Below are 17,227 nucleotides of genomic sequence, written 5' to 3'. Positions count from 1 at the left end.
AGAGACCTGCCCAGGTGGTGAAATTGGTAGACTCAGGGGACTCAAAATCCCCCGCCGCAAGGCGTGCCGGTTCGAGTCCGGCCCTGGGCACCACACATGTAAAGGCCCCGCTGCTATAGAAATTGCAGCGGGGCCTTTTTCTTTTGCGTACTGAATTGCCGATGTGATTCACGCCCAATTCCCCGACAAGGGCAAGCGCAGCGCTGATGCGCTACAAACGCCCACCAGCATGTTCTGGGCTACCAAGGCTAATGCTCATGAACCAGACACCCACCCAGCAGCAGGCAACAGGCTGCGAGGCGCTCACCGTAATGTTCGATGGGGCCTGCCCTTTGTGCAGGAGAGAAATCGCCATGTACCAATCGCTTGCTCCGCTGCAAGCGGTGTCGTGGCGGGATGTCAGCAAAGACCACGCAGACCTGAGCCCGCAGGACCAAGCCCGGTATATGGCGCGGTTCCATGTTCAGCTGCAGGACGGGCGTATGGTCAGTGGAGCCGCCGCTTTTGTGGCGCTTTGGCTGGTGATGCCGGGATGGCGGTGGTTGGGCCGGATTGCCAGGCTTCCAGGCGTCACTCCGGCTTTAGAACTGGCGTATCGGGGGTTTTTGAAGCTCAGGCCCGGCTTGCAGCAGTTGGCTCGGCGTGCGGAGCTGAACAAGCGCCCCTAGCAGGTCGCACCGGCAATCAGTTCTGGAGCTTGCTCTTGCCGGTGAATGCTTCACACGGATCGCCCCGCTCAAAGGGCTCAACCCGAACGACACGGTCGTATTCCCCTGCGCCTTGCTCACTGACTGTGTCGCTTTTGTCTTCGCTGTAGGCAATTACTTCGGTGCGCGTGCGCTCGGCGCCATTGAGCCAGTGGTACACGCCGATGTCCTTACGAACATGGCCGTTTCCGGCCAACAAAATCAAACCATGGGAGGCGTTCTCGCGGATTGTTTTGGCCATCCACACATCACGCGCTACTTGCGCATTCACCATGCCCTGCACCACTGATGCCGGCAACATATTGCAGTGACCAACTTCAATCGCAGTCTTCTGTTTTTGGAAAAGACCGGCATCCGGCGGCAGGTCCAGGTTGAATTCGCGCAAGGTTTCATGATTTAAGGCCGCGCCCAGGCCGTTGCGGACGACCTTCATCGCGTCGTTGGTTGAGAGGTTGGCTGCGACGATGGTGAGCCGGCGCTTAAGCGCAGCCTCTATCACCGGCTTGTAGTACGCCCATTCCCAGCCCTTGCCGCCGGCCTTCTGAATCACGCAATCCGCGTCTTGACAGGAAGTCATTGCCTGTTGGAGTAAGGCCTGGTTTTCCCGGTCGAACTGCTCCATGGCAATCACCGGCTTAAAGCTCTGTGAGAGCAGCTTTTCGATAAATTCCAGGCGCTGCGAATGCGCCTTCGGGTTGTCGTGTACCTCACCCAGCAGGTAAATCGTGTTGTTCGCGAGGGCTGCCGCACTGCCAAAAGCAAAAAGTGCCACCAGAGGCACCAGAGTCAACAGGCCCCGGACCTTGCCAGAGGGCTGTGCTGCTTTGAGGTGCATCGTCATGGTGAATCCAATCGTTAGGGGCTTCGGTGCTTATGCCCAATGTAGCAGTGCGCCGGGCGGAAGAAGCCCCCGCTAGTTGTGTTCAACCCCGCAGTCCGTCAGCCACATCAGGAAAGCGCAGCCGCACACCCAGCTCCGCCTTCATTCGGCAGTTATCGATGCGGCGCGATTCGCTCATAAAGCTCAGCAACATGACCGGCAACACGCTGCCCGCGCTGTCCCGAGCAATGCGCGGCGGCTTGGGCAGGCCGTAGATGCCGGCGGCCAGGTCAAAGTAGTCGCCCATTTTGAGTTGGGTGTCGTCGCTGATGTTGAACACGCGCTGCGCGGGCGCTTTCCAAAGCGCGCGCCAGCAGGCACGGGCCAGGTCGTCGGCGTGGATATGGTTGGTGTACACATCGTCTTCTTGCCGCAGCACTGGCGTGCCTTTTTGCAGGCGGGCCTCGGGGGTGCCGCCTTCGCGGTCGGGCGCATAGATGCCGGGAATGCGCAAGACTGACACCGGCGTACCGGTGGCCTTGCCCCAAATGCGCATCACCGCCTCGGCGTACACGCGCCGCTGGGCGCGCGGGGTCTGGGGCATCACGGGTCTGCGTTCATCAACCCAATCGCCACCGCAGTCGCCATACACCCCGGTGGTGGAACCGTACACCGCCGATTGCAGGCCGCTGCGCCGACGCAAAGCGCGGGCTAGCGAGGACGCGCGCGGGTCGGTCCGGCCATCGGTGGGAGGGGGTGCTAAGTACAAGAGCCTGTGCCCCAGGCCGGCCAGTCGCCGCAAACCGGCCGACTGGTCGAGGTTACCAACGAGCGGCGTAATGCCGGCAGCGCGCAGCGGCCCGAGCCGCTCGGGGCTGGAGGTGAGCGCCAGCCAGCGCACGCCGGCGGTGGCTTGACGCACCACCCGCAGGGCCACATCACCACAACCGATGACAAGAATGCGCTGACGGCGAAAGCGCGAAGGCAAGGCGCCAAGGGGGGATTGGTTTGAAGGCAAAATCGACACTCTCTACACACCAGCCACCTAGGATACCGAAGATGAGCGAACCCGTTGGCGCAAGCCGCACTTTTTCTGTCATCGTGCAGCCCAGCGGGCGCAGCTTTAGCGCTCAGAGCGACGAGACCCTGCTGGCCGCCGGCATTCGCCAGGGCGTGGGCCTGCCCTACGGCTGCAAGGACGGAGCCTGCGGCTCCTGCAAATGCAAGATGGTCTCGGGCAGCGTCGTCCACGGCACCCACCAGAGCAAGGCGCTCAGCGCGGACGAGGAAGCCCAGGGCCTGGTGCTGACCTGCTGTGCTACGGCGACCGCGGATGTAGTGCTGGAGTCCCGCCAGGTCGCGGCCGAAGGTGCGCTGCCTATTAAGAAGGTGCCGACCCGGGTGACCACGATGCACAAGGCCTCGGAGGACGTGATGGTGCTGAACTTGCAGCTGCCCGCCAACGACAGCTTTCAGTACCGCGCCGGCCAGTACATCGATTTCCTGCTGCGCGATGGCGCACGCCGAAGCTACTCCATGGCCAATGCGCCGCAGGGCAGCAGCCTGGAACTGCACATCCGCCACATGCCCGGTGGCAAGTTCACCGACCACGTGTTCGGCGCGATGAAAGAAAAAGAAATCCTCCGCATGGAGGGGCCGCAGGGCTCGTTTTACCTGCGGGAAGACAGCAAAAAGCCCATCGTTCTGCTGGCCTCCGGCACCGGCTTTGCACCCATCAAGGCGATCTTGGAACACATGCTGGCGCAGGGCATAGAACGCCCCGCAACCCTTTACTGGGGTGGGCGCCGGCCGGCGGATTTGTACATGGACGCTTGGGTGCGCGAACTCCAGACCCGCATGCCCCATCTGAGCTATGTGCCGGTGGTGTCTGACGCGCTGCCCGAAGACGCTTGGACGGGGCGCACCGGATTTGTTCACCGCGCGGTGCTGGCCGACTGGCCCGACCTGAGCGGATACCAGGTCTATGCCTGCGGGGCGCCGGTGGTGGTGGATTCGGCCAAGCGGGACTTTGCAGCCATGGCCGGCCTGCCGGCGGATGAATTTTTTGCCGACGCCTTTACCTCAGAGGCCGACAAAGCCGCGACTGCTTAAGGCTAAGCCGCCGCCTGAACCTATGCGGCAGCGGGGCCTTATTCGCCCAGATAAGCGGCCCGCACCTTGGGGTCGCTCAGCATGTCGGTGGCATTGCCCGTCATGGTGATGAGACCGGATTCCATCACATAGCCACGGTTGGCAATCGCCAGGGCACGGCTGGCGTTCTGCTCCACCAGCAGCACAGTGACGCCTTGGGCAAAAACGTCCCTCACCACCTCAAAAATCTTGTCCACCATGATGGGGGACAGGCCCATGGACGGCTCATCGAGCAGCAAAACGCGGGGCCGGCTCATCAAGGCGCGGCCCATGGCCAGCATTTGCTGTTCGCCGCCGGACATGGTGCCGGCGAGTTGGTCTTTTCGTTCACGCAGGCGGGGGAAGATGCTGAACATCTTTTCGATGTCGGCCGCGATGCCGTCCTTGTCGCTGCGGATGTAGGCACCCATCAGCAGGTTCTCGGTGATCGTCATGCGGGTGAAGACGCCGCGGCCCTCGGGCACCATGGCCAGGCCTTGCTGGACCAGGTCCCAGGGGCCTTGGCCCTGAATGCTTTTACCGAGGTATTCAATGTCGCCGGCATGAATCGGCAGGCTGCCGGTGATGGCCTTCATGGTGGTGGTCTTGCCGGCGCCGTTGGAGCCGATCAGGGAGACCAGCTCCCCCTCGCGCACCTCGAAGTCCACGCCCTTGACGGCCTGAATGCCGCCGTAGGCCACCTGCAGGCCTTTAATTTTGAGCAGAGTCTGGGTAGTCATTCGTACATCCTTAGTGGCCGCTCGTGCCCAGATAGGCCTCAATCACTTTGTCGTTCTTTTGCACTTCGGCGGGCGTGCCCTCGGCGATTTGCTTGCCGTAGTCGAGCACGGTCACCCGGTCGCACAGGCCCATGACCAGCTTCACATCGTGCTCAATCAGCAGGATGGTGCGGTTGTCCTTGCGGATTCGGTCGATGAGCTCGCGCAGCATGACCTTCTCGGTGGCGTTCATGCCGGCGGCCGGTTCGTCGAGCGCGATGAGCTGGGGGTCGGTGGCCAGCGCGCGGGCAATCTCAAGGCGGCGCTGGTCGCCGTAACTGAGCGTGCGGGCCTTGTAGTCGGCAAATTTGCCGATGCCCACATAGTCCAGCAGCTCCTGCGCGCGCTGGGCGATGGCGGCCTCTTCGGCCTTGAAAGACGCGGTGCGGAACACGGCACCTAACAAGCCCGAATGGGTGCGGATGTGGCGGCCCACCATCACGTTTTCCAGCGCGGTCATCTCGGCAAACAGGCGGATGTTCTGAAAGGTGCGGGCAATGCCGGCCTTGGCCACGGTATGTACCGCGGTGGGCTGATAAGGCTTGCCGGCCAGCTCGAAGCTGCCGCTGTCAGGCGTGTAAAGGCCGGTGAGCACGTTGAAGAAGGTGGTCTTACCGGCACCGTTGGGGCCGATGAGGCCGTAGATCTGGCCGCGCTCGATCTTGATGCCCACTCCGCTCAGGGCCTGCAGGCCGCCGAATCGCTTGGAGACGCCGGAGACGTTCAATACGGTTTCTGTCATCAGTGTCTCCCGGCTCAGCTCTTGGCGTTTTGAAGCGACTTGCCGTGCTCGGGCGAAGGCCACAAGCCGCGCGGGCGCAACAGCATCACGCTGATCATGGCCAGCGCAATCAGCAGCTGGCGCAGGATGGAGGCGTCGAGCCGGCCATCGGTCAGGGTTTGCAAGGGGCCGGCCACGTAGCGCAGCACCTCGGGCAAGGCCGCCAGCAGCACCGCCCCGAGAATGACGCCGGGCAAGTGCCCCACGCCGCCAAGCACCACCATGGCCACAATCATCACCGACTCCATCAGGCTGAAGGACTCGGGCGAAATAAAGCCCTGGAACGAGGCAAACATCGCGCCCGACACGCCGCCGAAGGTGGCACCCATGCCGAAGGCCAGCAGCTTCATGTTGCGGGTGTTGATGCCCATGGCCTTGGCGGCGATTTCGTCTTCGCGGATGGCCATCCAGGCCCGGCCGACGCGGGACACCTCGAGCCGGTGGCAAATGATCACGCTCACCACCACCAGCGCTAGGAACAGGTAGTAATACAAGGTGACCGAGGCCACTTCCACCCCGCCGACGAAGAGCCGCTTACCCAGATCGATGCCAAAAAAGTGCAGCGAATCAATCTGGTTGATGCCTTTGGGGCCGTTGGTGATGTTGTAAGGGTGATCCAGGTTGTTCATGAACACGCGGATGATTTCGCCGAAACCTAAAGTCACGATGGCGAGGTAGTCGCCCCGCAAACGCAAGGTGGGCGCGCCCAGCAACACGCCAAACACACCTGCCAGCGCCGCCGCAAGCGGAATGACCAACCACAGCGGGGTGTGCATGCCGTTGGGGAACATGGCGGCGATAAAGGCAAAGGTTTCCACCAGATGGGGCGAGGACATCAGCCCGTACATATAGGCACCGATAGCGAAAAACGCCACATAGCCCAGGTCGAGCAGGCCGGCATAGCCCACCACGATGTTCAGCCCGAGAGACAACAGCACAAACAGCAGCGCCATGTCGGCAATACGCACCCAGGCGTTGCCAAAGCCCTGCAACACGAAGGGGAGGATGAGCAAGCCGGCAGCGGCCAGCATCATCACCAGAAAGCGCTTTTGGGGGTTCATCTGAGAGTTCATGACAGGTTTCTCCTCACGCGCGGTCGGCCACACGCTCGCCCAGCAGGCCCGAGGGGCGCAGGGTCAGCACGATGATGAGCACGATGAAGGCAAAGATGTCGGAGTAGTTGCTACCCAGCACGCCGCCGGTCAGGGCGCCGATGTAGCCGGCCCCGATGGCCTCGATCAGGCCCAGCAACAGAGCGCCCACCACCGCACCGGCCAAATTTCCAATGCCACCGAACACCGCCGCTGTAAAGGCCTTGAGGCCCGGCAGGAAGCCCATGGCATGGTGCGCCGTGCCGTAGTTGGAGGCGTACATCACGCCGGCAATGGCGGCCAGCACCGCGCCGATGATGAAGGTCGCCGAAATCACCACATCGGGCTTCACGCCCATGAGGGCGGCCACACGCGGGTTCTCGGCGGTGGCGCGCATGGCGCGGCCCAGCCGGGTGTAATTCACCAACCACATCAGCAAAGCCAGCGACACCGCAGTGACCCCCAGAATCATCAGCTGCGTGGGCGTAATCACCGCGCCGCCCAGCTCGATCGGGTTGCCCGGCAGCAGCGAGGGGTAGGACTTGTAGTTGGGCTTCCAGATGATCATGGCCAGCGTCTGCAGCAGGATGGACATGCCGATGGCCGTGATCAGCGGGGCCAGCTTGGGGCTGTTACGCAGCGGGCGGTAAGCCACTTTTTCAATCACAAAGTTGAGCGCGGCCGCAACCACACAGGCAATGACCAAAGCGATCAAGAGAATCACAAAGCCCGGGGTGCCGGGCATGGAGTCTTTCATCAAGCCGATGATGGACCAGCTGGTCAGCGCCCCCACCATCACCACCTCGCCGTGGGCAAAGTTGATCAGGTTGATGATGCCGTACACCATGGTGTAGCCCAGTGCGATGAGCGCATACATGCTGCCCAACACCAGACCGTTGATGATCTGCTGTATCAATATGTCCATAAAAACTCCGTTGTTCTTGTGTGAGAACGACCATGGCCGTTAACACTGTGGTGTCAGACCATTCAAAGCAATAAGCCTGCCACACCAGGTTCACCGGCGTCGCAGGCCTTGAGCAAGTGGGCGATTCTAGCCATGTCCGGGGGTGCCGGGCATCAGTCTTTACGCTGATTGCGTTCCTGCAAATTACGGAGTTTTTCGGCGATGCGGATTTCCAGCCCGCGCTCGACCGGCCGGTAAAAGGCGGTGCGCGGCATGCCCTCGGGCAGGTAGTGCTCGCCGGCGGCGAATGCGTCGTCCTCGTCGTGGGCGTAGCGGTAGCCCTTGCCGTAGTCGAGCGCCTTCATCAGCGCGGTGGGCGCGTTGCGCAAATGCATGGGTACCGGGCGGGTGCCGTCTTTCTTGACGAATGCCTTGACCTCGTTGAACGCCTTGTAGACCGCGTTGCTCTTGGGGGCCACAGCGAGATAGACCACGCACTCGGCCAGCGCCAGCTCGCCCTCTGGGCTGCCCAGCCGTTCATAAACTTCTGACGCATCCAGCGCCAAGCGCAGCGCGCGGGGGTCAGCCAGGCCAATGTCTTCGGCCGCCATGCGGATGAAGCGGCGGGCCATGTAGCGCGGGTCGGCGCCGCCGTCGAGCATGCGGGCGAACCAGTAGAGGGCAGCGTCGGGGTCGGAGCCGCGCACGCTTTTGTGCAGGGCGGAGATGGTGTCGTAGAACTGCTCGCCGCCCTTGTCGTAGCGCCGCATGCGCTCGCCCAGCACCTTGAGCAGCCAGGCGTCCGAGACCTCGGCCACCTGCTCCTGCCGAGCGGCCACGGCCAGCGTCTCCAGCGTGTTGAGCAGGCGGCGGGCGTCGCCATCGGCGTATTCAATCAAGCGGTTAATTGCTACAGTTTCGATAGCTGGCAGCGCAGACTGCGCCTGCGCGCGGGCCACAATGTGCCCCAAACTCTCGGCATCCAGCGGCTGCAGCACATAGACCGCAGCGCGCGAGAGCAGCGCCGAGTTGACTTCGAAGGACGGGTTCTCGGTGGTAGCGCCAATGAAGGTGAACAGCCCACTCTCCACATGCGGCAAAAAAGCATCCTGCTGGCTTTTATTAAACCGGTGCACCTCGTCCACAAACACCATGGTTCGGCGCTGCTCCAGGCTGTCGCGCGCCTGCAGCGCCAGCTCTACCGCCTCGCGGATTTCCTTAATGCCGCCCAGCACCGCGCTGATGGTGATGAACTGCGCATCGAACGCGTGCGCCATCAGGCGCGCAATCGTGGTCTTTCCCACGCCGGGCGGGCCCCACAGGATGCAGCTATGCGGCTGGCCGGACTCAAACGCCAGGCGCAGCGCCATGCCTTCGCCCAGCAGGTGTTGCTGGCCAATGACTTCGCCCAGTGTCGTGGGGCGCAGCAGCTCGGCCAGCGGCTGGTGTTTGGGGTGTGACACGGGAGGTCGCGGGGACGGTGGCACGGAGGCTGGGGCCAAGGCTGAAGGGCGCCCTACTGCTGCACCAGATCGGCACCGGCCGGCGGCTTGAACTGGAAGACCGACGCATCCAGCGGCGCCTGGGTCTGCAGGTTGCTGAAGCTGAGCACCGAGCGCTGGCCGAAGCTGTCCACCATCTCCAGCGCTGCCAACTCGCCCTGCCTGAAACCCACCCGCACCTGCTGCAACTGGCTGTCTTTGGCCTTGGGGGTGCCTTGCACCCATTGCAAGCCGTCTTTGTCCGGCGCATCGGCCAGCTGAAAGTCCGCCTGCAGGGCCTTGATGTCCACGGCGGCGGCAATCAGCGCCGCGGGGGTGGCGCCCAGCGCCTGCGCTTGCTTGCGGGCAGTAACCTGGTTGAGGTCCACGTCGTAGAGCCACAGGGTCTGGCCGTCGGCGACGATGGTTTGCTCAAAAGGCTTTTTGTAGCTGAACTTGAAGCGCCCGGGCCGCAAAAACTCGAAGGTGCCGGTGGATACACGGGTGCGCGCCATCTGCCCCGCCTTGGGCGGCGCAGTCACGGTCTGGGTGAATTCGGCCCGGCCTGATTTGACGTTCTTGACGAAGTTTTCAAGGTCATTCATGCCGCCAGCGCACGCCGATATTGCGCTAGCAGCTATCAAAAACGCAGCAAATTGCTTCATGGTTGTCCTATTCATTGCGGGCCGGAACCAGAATATCGCGCTGCCCGCTGCCGCTCATGGCGCTCACCAGACCGGCCTTCTCCATGTCTTCCACCAGCCGCGCGGCGCGGTTGTAGCCGATCTTGAGGTGGCGCTGCACCAGCGAGATGCTGGCCTTGCGGTTCTTGAGCACCACTTCCACCGCCTGGTCGTACATCGGATCTTTTTCGCCGCCGCCGTCTTCGCCGCCGGCGCCGTCTTCTCCGTCTACCGTGCCGCCTTCGAGCACGCCGTCGATGTAATCCGGCGCGCCTTGGGCCTTGAGGTAGCTCACCACGCGGTGCACCTCATCGTCACTCACAAACGCGCCATGCACCCGCACCGGGAATCCGGTTCCGCTGGCCATGTAGAGCATGTCGCCCATGCCCAGTAGCGCTTCTGCGCCCATCTGGTCGAGGATGGTGCGGCTGTCGATCTTGGATCCGACCGAGAAGGCAATGCGGGTCGGGATGTTGGCCTTGATCAGGCCGGTAATCACGTCCACGCTGGGCCGCTGGGTTGCCAAAATCAGGTGAATACCGGCAGCCCGCGCCTTTTGCGCCAGGCGGGCAATCAGCTCCTCGATCTTCTTGCCCACCACCATCATCAAGTCGGCCAGCTCGTCAATGACCACCACGATATGCGGCAGGCGTTGCAGCGGCTCGGGGCTCTCGGGCGTGAGGCTGAAGGGGTTGTAGATAAATTCACCGCGGGCCTTGGCGTCGTCGATCTTGGTGTTGAAGCCGGCCAGATTGCGCACCCCCATTTTGCTCATCAGCTTGTAGCGCTTCTCCATTTCGGCCACGCACCAGTTCAGGCCATGGGCGGCCTGCTTCATGTCAGTGACCACCGGCGCGAGCAAATGCGGAATGCCCTCGTAAACCGACATTTCCAGCATCTTGGGGTCGATCATCAGCAGACGCACGTCGCGGGCCTCGGCCTTGTAGAGCAGGCTCAAAATCATGGCGTTGATACCGACCGACTTGCCCGAGCCGGTGGTGCCGGCCACCAGCACGTGCGGCATCTTGGCCAGGTCGGCAACGATGGGGTTGCCCACGATGTCCTTGCCCAGGCCCATGGTCAGCATGGACTTGGCCTCGTTGTACACCTGCGAGCCCAAAATCTCGGAGAGGCGGATGCTCTGGCGCTTCGCGTTGGGCAACTCGAGCGCCATGTAGTTCTTGCCCGGAATCGTCTCCACCACGCGTATGGACACCAGGCTCAGGCTGCGCGCGAGGTCCTTGGCCAAGCCCACAATCTGCGAGCCCTTGACGCCGGTGGCGGGCTCAATTTCGTAGCGGGTAATCACCGGCCCGGGCTGGGCCAGCACCACCCTCACCTCCACTCCGAAGTCCTTGAGCTTTTTCTCGATCATGCGGCTGGTCATCTCCAGCGTCTCCTGACCCACTGTTTCCTGGCGCAGCTGCGGCTCGTCGAGCAGGGCCACCTGCGGCAGCTTGCTGTCGGGCAGGTCGCTGAACAGCGGCTTCTGGCGCTCTTTGGCAACCCGCGCACTCGGTGGCAACTCCACCAGCACCGGCTCAATCACCACAGGCGCCGGGTGGGGGTGGATGATGGCTTCCTCCTGCTCCTCGAGGAAGACCTCTTCCCGCTCGCGCATGGCCTTCTGGCCGAGCTCACGGTCCTGGGCCTCTTCTTTCTTCTCGCGGCGCGACTCCACCAGCGAATACAAAAATGCGCCCAGTCGCTCTGCCACGCGGGGCCAGGAGAATTGAAACACCCACGAAACGCCAATCAGGCCCACCACAATCGCCACCAGCCCCGAGCCGGCAAAGCCCATCCAGCGCACGCTCCAGGGCCCCAGCAACTGGCCCAAAGCGCCGCCACTGGCGCCGGGCAACATCAATTCCAGGCGGTAGAGGCGCGCCCATTCCAACGAGGTGCTGGCACACAGCAGCAGCACGAGACCGGCCCAGAACATCCAGCGCCGGTGGGGCGGGCTCCAGGCCTCGGCCTGCGCAGAGTCCTCCTCACCCCGCAAGCGCTCCGCCAGCAAAGACAGCCATACCCGAACCCCCGCGGCCACACACCACCACACCGAAAAGCCAAAAACAAAATAACCCAGGTCCGAGCACAAAGCGCCCAAACGCCCCACCAGATTGCGGGTGGGCGCGCCCGAGCCGGAGGTGGACCATGCGGCGTCCTGCGACGAATACGTGATGAGCGCGAGCAACCACAGCGCGAGCAACACAAAGCCTGCCACCAGCGCCATTTCATTGGTGAAGCGGCTCCAGCCCGGTGCGGGTTCGGGCGGCTTTTTGCGGGTGGGGGAATGGAGTGCGTGGATGGAATAAGTCATGTCAAGGCAGGCGCCAAACCGGGATAGTCCATATTGCCATCAAACGGGACTCCTGCCCGCTCATGGGCTGCTCCATACAATCAGCGAGCCACCCGGCCGGACTGTACACGGCTCGGGACACGATTTTCTCGAAGAAGGTTACACCATGTCCACCACCAAACACGCCAAAGTCTTGATCCTCGGCTCCGGCCCCGCCGGCTACACCGCTGCCGTCTACGCTGCACGCGCCAACCTCAACCCGGTGCTGGTCACCGGCATCGCCCAAGGCGGCCAGCTCATGACCACCACCGAGGTCGACAACTGGCCCGCCGACGTGCATGGCGTGCAAGGCCCCGAGCTGATGCAGCGCTTTCAGGAGCACGCCGAGCGTTTCAAGACCGAAATCATCTTTGACCACATCAACAAAGTCGACCTGAGCCAGAGGCCGTTTACCCTGCACGGCGACTCCGGCGCATACACCTGCGATTCGCTCATCATTGCCACCGGCGCATCCGCCAAGTACCTTGGGCTGCCCTCGGAATCCGCCTTCATGGGTCGCGGCGTATCCGGCTGCGCCACCTGCGATGGCTTTTTCTACCGCAACGAGTTGTGCTGCGTGGTGGGCGGCGGAAACACCGCGGTCGAAGAGGCGCTCTACCTCTCCAACATCGCCAGCAAGGTGTATCTGGTGCACCGCCGCGACAAGTTCAAAGCCGAGCCGATTCTGGTGGACAAGCTGATGGAAAAAGTCGCCGCCGGCAAGATTGAACTCAAGACTTTCAAGACGCTGGAAGAAGTTCTGGGCGATGCCTCGGGCGTGACCGGCATCCGCCTCAAGAGCGTGCACGACGGCGCTACCGAGGACATCACCCTCAAGGGCTGCTTCATTGCCATCGGCCACGCGCCCAACACCGACATCTTCCAAGGCCAGCTGACTCTGGAGAACGGCTATATCGTCACCCAGAGCGGGCTCAAGGGCTTTGCCACCCAGACCAGCGTACCTGGCGTTTTTGCGGCCGGCGATGTGCAAGACCACGTGTACCGCCAAGCCATCACCAGCGCGGGCACCGGCTGCATGGCCGCGCTCGACGCTCAGCGCTTCCTCGAGCAGGAATAAACCTGGCCGGTCGCGGAGTCGCTATAATTTTAGGCTTTGCTGAATTCGCCCCGTGAGGGGCCGCCCTTCACACAAGGGGTTCGGCAAGTTCCGCGGGGGCAACCTGCGGGGGGTTACCGCCACCCTTTTTCATGGCGAGGTGAGGCCGGGGCACTTTTGCAGCGGCCGTTTTGATCGGAGTGTCCACATGGCACGCGTATGTGAAGTCACGGGCAAAGGCCCCATGGTCGGGAACAATGTTTCCCACGCCAACAACAAAACCAAGCGCCGGTTCCTGCCGAACCTGCAATACCGCCGTTTCTGGGTCGAGTCTGAAAACCGCTGGATTCGCCTGCGTATTTCAAACGCCGGCCTGCGTTTGATCGACAAAAACGGTATCGATTCTGTGCTCGCCGATCTGCGCGCACGCGGTCAAGCTTAAGGAGTAAAGCACCATGGCAACCAAAGGCGGACGCGAAAAAATCAAGCTGGAATCCACAGCCGGCACCGGTCACTTCTACACGACCGACAAAAACAAGAAGACGACTCCCGAGAAAATGCTGATCAAGAAATTTGATCCCGTTGCTCGCAAGCACGTCGACTACAAGGAAATCAAGCTGAAGTAATTCACGCTTGGCCCCTCCGAAGAGCCCGCCTTGTGCGGGCTTTTTTGTGCCCGTCGATTCCCCTGCGGCCGACCCAGAGGCAGCGAGGCCGGCGGTTTTGCTCCGTGTCCCCCGCCCTTCGGGCTCCTCCTTTACCTGCGCAAAACCGCCAGCCTCACTACCTCTTCTTCCGCGAGATATCTACTTTCACATTCAAAAATGCACCGGCAACAAGAGTCCCGGTAACAAAAAAGCCCGCACAAGGCGGGCTTTGCATCTGCGGCAACAACCGCTTATACGCGTGCTGCGCGAAGCTTCATGGAGAAATCGCTCAGAGCAGCAATGCCGCTTTCTTCTGCGCGGTGGCACCAGGCTTGCAGGTCTTTGGTCAGCTGCTCTCGCGAGACGCTGGTGTTGAGCCACAGCTGGCGCAACTCTTCGCGCATAGTGACCATTTTGTCCAGCACTGGAGAGGCCGCACGGGCCTGTGCCAGTTGGGTGGCGGCGGTGGCCGGCACTTTCTCAACATCGCGGTGCATCCAACGCTTGGCGGCCTGAATCACGGCGGCGTCTGCGCTGCGCGCTTTCATGGCAGCCAGCTCATGGCGGGCGGCTTCGCGCACGCCCTTGGCGTAGGTGGCCATGATTTCGTAGCGATTGGCGATCAGGGCTTCGAGGGTCTTCTCGTCGGCAACAGGGCGCACGTCGCCGTAAGCGGCCTTGGGCGGCGTCTTTTTGACTTTGGCCAGGCCAACCGCCTGCATCATGGAGATGTACATCCAGCCGATATCAAACTCGTAGGGCTTGACCGACAGCTTGGCCGACGTGGGATAAGTGTGGTGGTTGTTGTGCAACTCTTCGCCGGCAATCAGGATGCCCCAGGGCGAAATATTGGTGGACGCATCGGGCGCCTCAAAGTTGCGGTAACCCCAGTAGTGGGCTGCGCCGTTGATGATGCCGGCCGCGGTGATGGGGGTCCACGCCATCTGCATAGCCCACACGGCCAAGCCGGATGCGCCGAAGAGGAACAGGTCGATCACCATCATCAGGCCCACACCCTGCCAGGAAAAACGGGTGTACAGGTTGCGCTCAATCCAGTCGTCAGGCGTGCCGTGGCCGAAACGGGCCATGGTTTCCTTGTTCTTGGACTCGGCACGGTAGAGCTCAGCGCCCTGGAAGAGCACGGTCTTGATGCCGTGGATGTGCGGGCTGTGCGGGTCGTCTGCCTGCTCGCACTTGGCGTGGTGCTTGCGGTGAATGGACGCCCACTCCTTGGTCACCTGCCCGGTGGTCAGCCACAACCAGAAACGGAAAAAATGCGACGCAATCGGGTGCAGGTCGAGGGAGCGGTGGGCCTGGTGACGGTGCAGGAAGACGGTCACGCTGATCATGGTGACGTGGGTCAGGGCCAAAGCGAACAACAGCTTTTGCCACCAGACAAGGTCCCAAGCGCCATGGGCCAGCCAGTCGATGGCTGCATTCAGGACAGCCCAATCAGGTAACAGCATAGTTGGTTATCTCTCTCTAGTTGATTCGGGTACGACAAAGGGGCGACAAGCGCCCCTTGACTGTCAAAGATTTTAAACGCCTCTGTCAATTTTGGCGAGATAAATCATTCAGCAGTCAAAAAACACTAACTTACGTCAAAGTTTTACTTTTTCTGCCAAACCGCCGCGAAGAACCCGTCTGTCTGGTGCAAATGGGGCCACAGGCGCAAATACAACCGCCCGTCAGCGCCGCCGCTGCACAGGCCGCTGGCACCTTCCACCTTGAGCTGGGCGAGCAATTCTCCGGCCGCAAGCGGCGCGAATTCGGGGTTGGCGACGCTGAAGGCGTCGGCGATGGCTTCATTTTCCTGGGGCAGCACGCTGCAGGTGGCGTACACCAGCCGTCCGCCGGCCTTCACCATGCGGGCTGCGCTCTGCAAAATGGCGGCCTGCTTCACCGCCATTTCATCGACGGCCGCCATGTTCTGGCGCCATTTCAGGTCGGGGTTGCGGCGCAGGGTGCCCAAACCGGTGCAGGGAGAGTCCACCAGCACGCGGTCGAGCTTGCCGCTGAGACGCTTCACACGGTCATCGCGCTCATGGGCAATCGCTGCGGGGTGCACGTTCGAGAGCCCGCTGCGAGCAAGCCGGGGCTTGAGCGCGTCGAGCCGGTGGGCGGAGGTATCAAAGGCATAGAGGCGCCCGGTGCTGCGCATGGCGGCTCCAAGCGCCAGGGTCTTGCCGCCGGCGCCGGCGCAAAAGTCCACCACCATCTCGCCGCGCTTGGCATCCACCAGCATGGCCAGCAGTTGGGAACCCTCGTCCTGCACCTCAAAGTCGCCACGCAGGAACGCGTCGTTCTTATTCAGTGCGGGCTTTCCGGCAATGCGCAGGCCCCAGGGGGAAAACGGTGTGGGCACGGCCTTGATCCCGGCTTGCTGCAGCTCTTTTTGTACATCGGCGCGCTTGGCCTTTATCGCGTTGACGCGCAAATCCAGCCCCGCACCCAGGTTCAGGTGCTCCACCAGCGGCCAGAAGCCCGTGCCCAACTGGTCTTTGAGCGGCTGCACCAGCCACTCCGGCAGGTTGTGGCGGTGGCGCTCCATCAGGTCATCGGCCTTGACGGCTTCGCACTGGTCCAGCCAGCGCTTCTCCTGGTCGCTTAGGGCGCTGCGCAAAAAATCACCGGGGCCATAAAAACCCAAAATAGCCAAGCGCCGCTCCTTGGGGCCACTGCCAGAAGGGGCCAGGTGGTCGAACAACAGCTTCTTGCGCAACACGGTGTAGACCGTCTCGGCCAGCGTGGCGCGCTCGCGCGGCCCCAGGCCACGGTTGTCACGGAAGAATCGGGAAACGATAGCGTCTGCGGGGTGGTCGAATTTGAGGGTGAGCCGGACCAGTTCGGAACAGGCGTCAAGCAGAGCTTTTGGATGCATAGACTACGATTGTCCCATGCCCGCTGAAACGCTTCCCCCGCTGATCATCACCCCGCCCGGCCGCTACCGCCATTACAAAGGTGGCCTGTACCAGGTGCTTGACACCGTGCGCCACAGCGAAACCTGCGAACCCATGACGCTGTACCGCGCGCTCTATGGCGAGCAAGGCCTGTGGGTACGACCGGCGGCCATGTTTTTGGAAACTGTGGTGATTGACGGCCTCGAGCAGCCCCGCTTCGCGCGTCTTGAAGACTGACTGTCCAAGACTCATTTTTTAAGGCCAAATCGGCCTTTTTCCCTTGCGGAATATGCGCAGTTAGCTATTTTTTTGATAGCAATTTAGCAAGCGCGCGGGGGTAAATCAGGTGCTCCTGGGTGAGCACGCGGGCGGCGAGCGTTTGCGCCGTGTCGCCGGGCAGCACCGGCACCACCGCTTGTTCCAGAATCGGCCCGTGGTCCAGCTCCGGCGTCACCAGATGCACCGTGGCGCCCGCAAACTTGCAACCGGCGTCCAGGGCCCGCTGGTGGGTGTGCAGCCCGCCAAAGGCCGGCAACAGGGAGGGGTGGATATTGACCAGGCGGCCCGCATACTTGTCGACAAAACCGGGCGTCAATATCCGCATGAAGCCAGCCAGCACCACCAGCACCGGTTCCTGCGGCGTGTGGTAGCGGTCAATCACTGCGGCCAAATCGGCGTCAAATGCTTCGCGGTCGGGGTAGGCGCTGTGCTCCAGCAGATGGGTGTCCAGGCCCTGCGATTGGGCAAGCGCCAAGCCAGGGGCGCCGGCCTTGTTGCTCACCACGGCGGCGACTTGCGCGCCAAGCCGGCCCGGCCAGTCTTCCTCGCGGCAGGCCCGCACGATGGCCGACAAATTGGTGCCGCTGCCGGAAATCAGGATGACGATGTTTCTCATAGCGGCCGCATTAT

Annotated in this window: 18 protein-coding genes and 1 tRNA gene; 7 read left to right on the top strand and 12 right to left on the bottom strand. The window is 62.4% G+C overall.

All coding sequences use genetic code 11. The features are described 5' to 3' along the window. Positions 1 to 8: 8 nt before the first annotated feature. Together Q0O05_RS03815 and Q0O05_RS03810 are read left to right on the top strand one after the other, a co-directional pair. Positions 9 to 93, top strand: a tRNA-Leu gene (locus tag Q0O05_RS03815). 164 nt (positions 94 to 257) lie between these two features. Then, positions 258 to 668, top strand: a complete 411-nt coding sequence (locus Q0O05_RS03810) for a thiol-disulfide oxidoreductase DCC family protein (RefSeq protein ID WP_293660567.1) — start codon at positions 258 to 260, stop codon at positions 666 to 668. A 16-nt stretch (positions 669 to 684) separates the two neighbouring features. Here Q0O05_RS03810 and Q0O05_RS03805 read toward each other — a convergent pair whose 3' ends face one another. Both Q0O05_RS03805 and Q0O05_RS03800 read right to left on the bottom strand, forming a co-directional pair. Then, positions 685 to 1,548, bottom strand: a complete 864-nt coding sequence (locus Q0O05_RS03805; RefSeq protein ID WP_293660566.1) for a ChaN family lipoprotein — start codon at positions 1,546 to 1,548, stop codon at positions 685 to 687. Positions 1,549 to 1,630: 82 nt separating this feature from the next. After that, positions 1,631 to 2,545 carry an SDR family oxidoreductase gene (locus Q0O05_RS03800; protein ID WP_293660565.1) on the bottom strand — a complete coding sequence of 305 codons (915 nt, stop codon included), beginning with the start codon at positions 2,543 to 2,545 and terminating at the stop codon, positions 1,631 to 1,633. 41 nt (positions 2,546 to 2,586) lie between these two features. Between Q0O05_RS03800 and Q0O05_RS03795 the strand changes: the two genes are divergently transcribed. Further along, on the top strand, positions 2,587 to 3,639 hold the full coding sequence (locus Q0O05_RS03795) for a CDP-6-deoxy-delta-3,4-glucoseen reductase (RefSeq protein ID WP_293660564.1): 1,053 nt from the start codon (positions 2,587 to 2,589) through the stop codon (positions 3,637 to 3,639). Between the two features lie 38 nt (positions 3,640 to 3,677). On the opposite strand, the gene Q0O05_RS03790 is transcribed toward Q0O05_RS03795, so the two are convergent. The 7 genes from Q0O05_RS03790 to Q0O05_RS03760 all read right to left on the bottom strand — a co-directional run bounded on the left by Q0O05_RS03790 (position 3,678) and on the right by Q0O05_RS03760 (position 11,696). Continuing rightward, positions 3,678 to 4,397: an ABC transporter ATP-binding protein gene (locus Q0O05_RS03790; RefSeq protein ID WP_293660563.1), complete on the bottom strand. Its 720-nt coding sequence runs from the start codon at positions 4,395 to 4,397 to the stop codon at positions 3,678 to 3,680. A gap of 10 nt (positions 4,398 to 4,407) precedes the next feature. Further along, positions 4,408 to 5,178 carry an ABC transporter ATP-binding protein gene (locus Q0O05_RS03785; RefSeq protein ID WP_293660562.1) on the bottom strand — a complete coding sequence of 257 codons (771 nt, stop codon included), beginning with the start codon at positions 5,176 to 5,178 and terminating at the stop codon, positions 4,408 to 4,410. A 14-nt stretch (positions 5,179 to 5,192) separates the two neighbouring features. Beyond that, positions 5,193 to 6,290 (bottom strand): ABC transporter ATP-binding protein, encoded by a 1,098-nt coding sequence (locus Q0O05_RS03780; RefSeq protein ID WP_293660561.1) that lies wholly within the window; start codon positions 6,288 to 6,290, stop codon positions 5,193 to 5,195. Between the two features lie 13 nt (positions 6,291 to 6,303). After that, positions 6,304 to 7,233, bottom strand: coding sequence for a branched-chain amino acid ABC transporter permease (locus Q0O05_RS03775; RefSeq protein WP_293660560.1), 930 nt, complete (start codon positions 7,231 to 7,233; stop codon positions 6,304 to 6,306). A 152-nt stretch (positions 7,234 to 7,385) separates the two neighbouring features. After that, positions 7,386 to 8,675 carry a replication-associated recombination protein A gene (locus tag Q0O05_RS03770; RefSeq protein ID WP_293660559.1) on the bottom strand — a complete coding sequence of 430 codons (1,290 nt, stop codon included), beginning with the start codon at positions 8,673 to 8,675 and terminating at the stop codon, positions 7,386 to 7,388. Between the two features lie 53 nt (positions 8,676 to 8,728). After that, on the bottom strand, positions 8,729 to 9,358 hold the full coding sequence (gene lolA, locus Q0O05_RS03765; RefSeq protein WP_293660558.1) for an outer membrane lipoprotein chaperone LolA: 630 nt from the start codon (positions 9,356 to 9,358) through the stop codon (positions 8,729 to 8,731). A 7-nt stretch (positions 9,359 to 9,365) separates the two neighbouring features. Then, positions 9,366 to 11,696 (bottom strand): DNA translocase FtsK, encoded by a 2,331-nt coding sequence (locus Q0O05_RS03760; RefSeq protein ID WP_293660557.1) that lies wholly within the window; start codon positions 11,694 to 11,696, stop codon positions 9,366 to 9,368. A gap of 145 nt (positions 11,697 to 11,841) precedes the next feature. Between Q0O05_RS03760 and trxB the strand changes: the two genes are divergently transcribed. The 3 genes from trxB to rpmG all read left to right on the top strand — a co-directional run bounded on the left by trxB (position 11,842) and on the right by rpmG (position 13,397). Further along, positions 11,842 to 12,792, top strand: coding sequence for a thioredoxin-disulfide reductase (trxB, locus tag Q0O05_RS03755; RefSeq protein ID WP_293660556.1), 951 nt, complete (start codon positions 11,842 to 11,844; stop codon positions 12,790 to 12,792). A 187-nt stretch (positions 12,793 to 12,979) separates the two neighbouring features. Continuing rightward, the gene (rpmB, locus tag Q0O05_RS03750) at positions 12,980 to 13,213 is read left to right on the top strand and encodes a 50S ribosomal protein L28 (protein ID WP_293660555.1); all 234 of its coding nucleotides are present in this window, start codon (positions 12,980 to 12,982) and stop codon (positions 13,211 to 13,213) included. A 13-nt stretch (positions 13,214 to 13,226) separates the two neighbouring features. Further along, a complete protein-coding gene (rpmG, locus tag Q0O05_RS03745) occupies positions 13,227 to 13,397 on the top strand; it encodes a 50S ribosomal protein L33 (RefSeq protein ID WP_293660554.1) in 171 nt (56 codons plus the stop codon). A 272-nt stretch (positions 13,398 to 13,669) separates the two neighbouring features. Here rpmG and Q0O05_RS03740 read toward each other — a convergent pair whose 3' ends face one another. Further along, the gene (locus Q0O05_RS03740) at positions 13,670 to 14,884 is read right to left on the bottom strand and encodes a fatty acid desaturase (RefSeq protein WP_293660553.1); all 1,215 of its coding nucleotides are present in this window, start codon (positions 14,882 to 14,884) and stop codon (positions 13,670 to 13,672) included. Between the two features lie 143 nt (positions 14,885 to 15,027). Then, positions 15,028 to 16,299, bottom strand: a complete 1,272-nt coding sequence (locus Q0O05_RS03735) for an RsmB/NOP family class I SAM-dependent RNA methyltransferase (protein ID WP_293660552.1) — start codon at positions 16,297 to 16,299, stop codon at positions 15,028 to 15,030. 16 nt (positions 16,300 to 16,315) lie between these two features. Here Q0O05_RS03735 and Q0O05_RS03730 point away from each other — a divergent pair, with 16 nt between their 5' ends. Then, complete coding sequence (locus Q0O05_RS03730) at positions 16,316 to 16,555, top strand: DUF1653 domain-containing protein (protein ID WP_293660551.1); 240 nt, start codon at positions 16,316 to 16,318, stop codon at positions 16,553 to 16,555. Positions 16,556 to 16,619: 64 nt separating this feature from the next. On the opposite strand, the gene purN is transcribed toward Q0O05_RS03730, so the two are convergent. After that, positions 16,620 to 17,213 (bottom strand): phosphoribosylglycinamide formyltransferase, encoded by a 594-nt coding sequence (gene purN / locus Q0O05_RS03725; protein WP_293660550.1) that lies wholly within the window; start codon positions 17,211 to 17,213, stop codon positions 16,620 to 16,622. Between the last annotated feature and the right edge of the window lie 14 nt (positions 17,214 to 17,227).

The organism is Rhodoferax sp. OV413, assembly GCF_945881795.1.
Taxonomy (GTDB): Bacteria; Pseudomonadota; Gammaproteobacteria; order Burkholderiales; family Burkholderiaceae_C; genus Allorhodoferax.
This window is presented reverse-complemented; position numbering and strand designations above follow the sequence as displayed.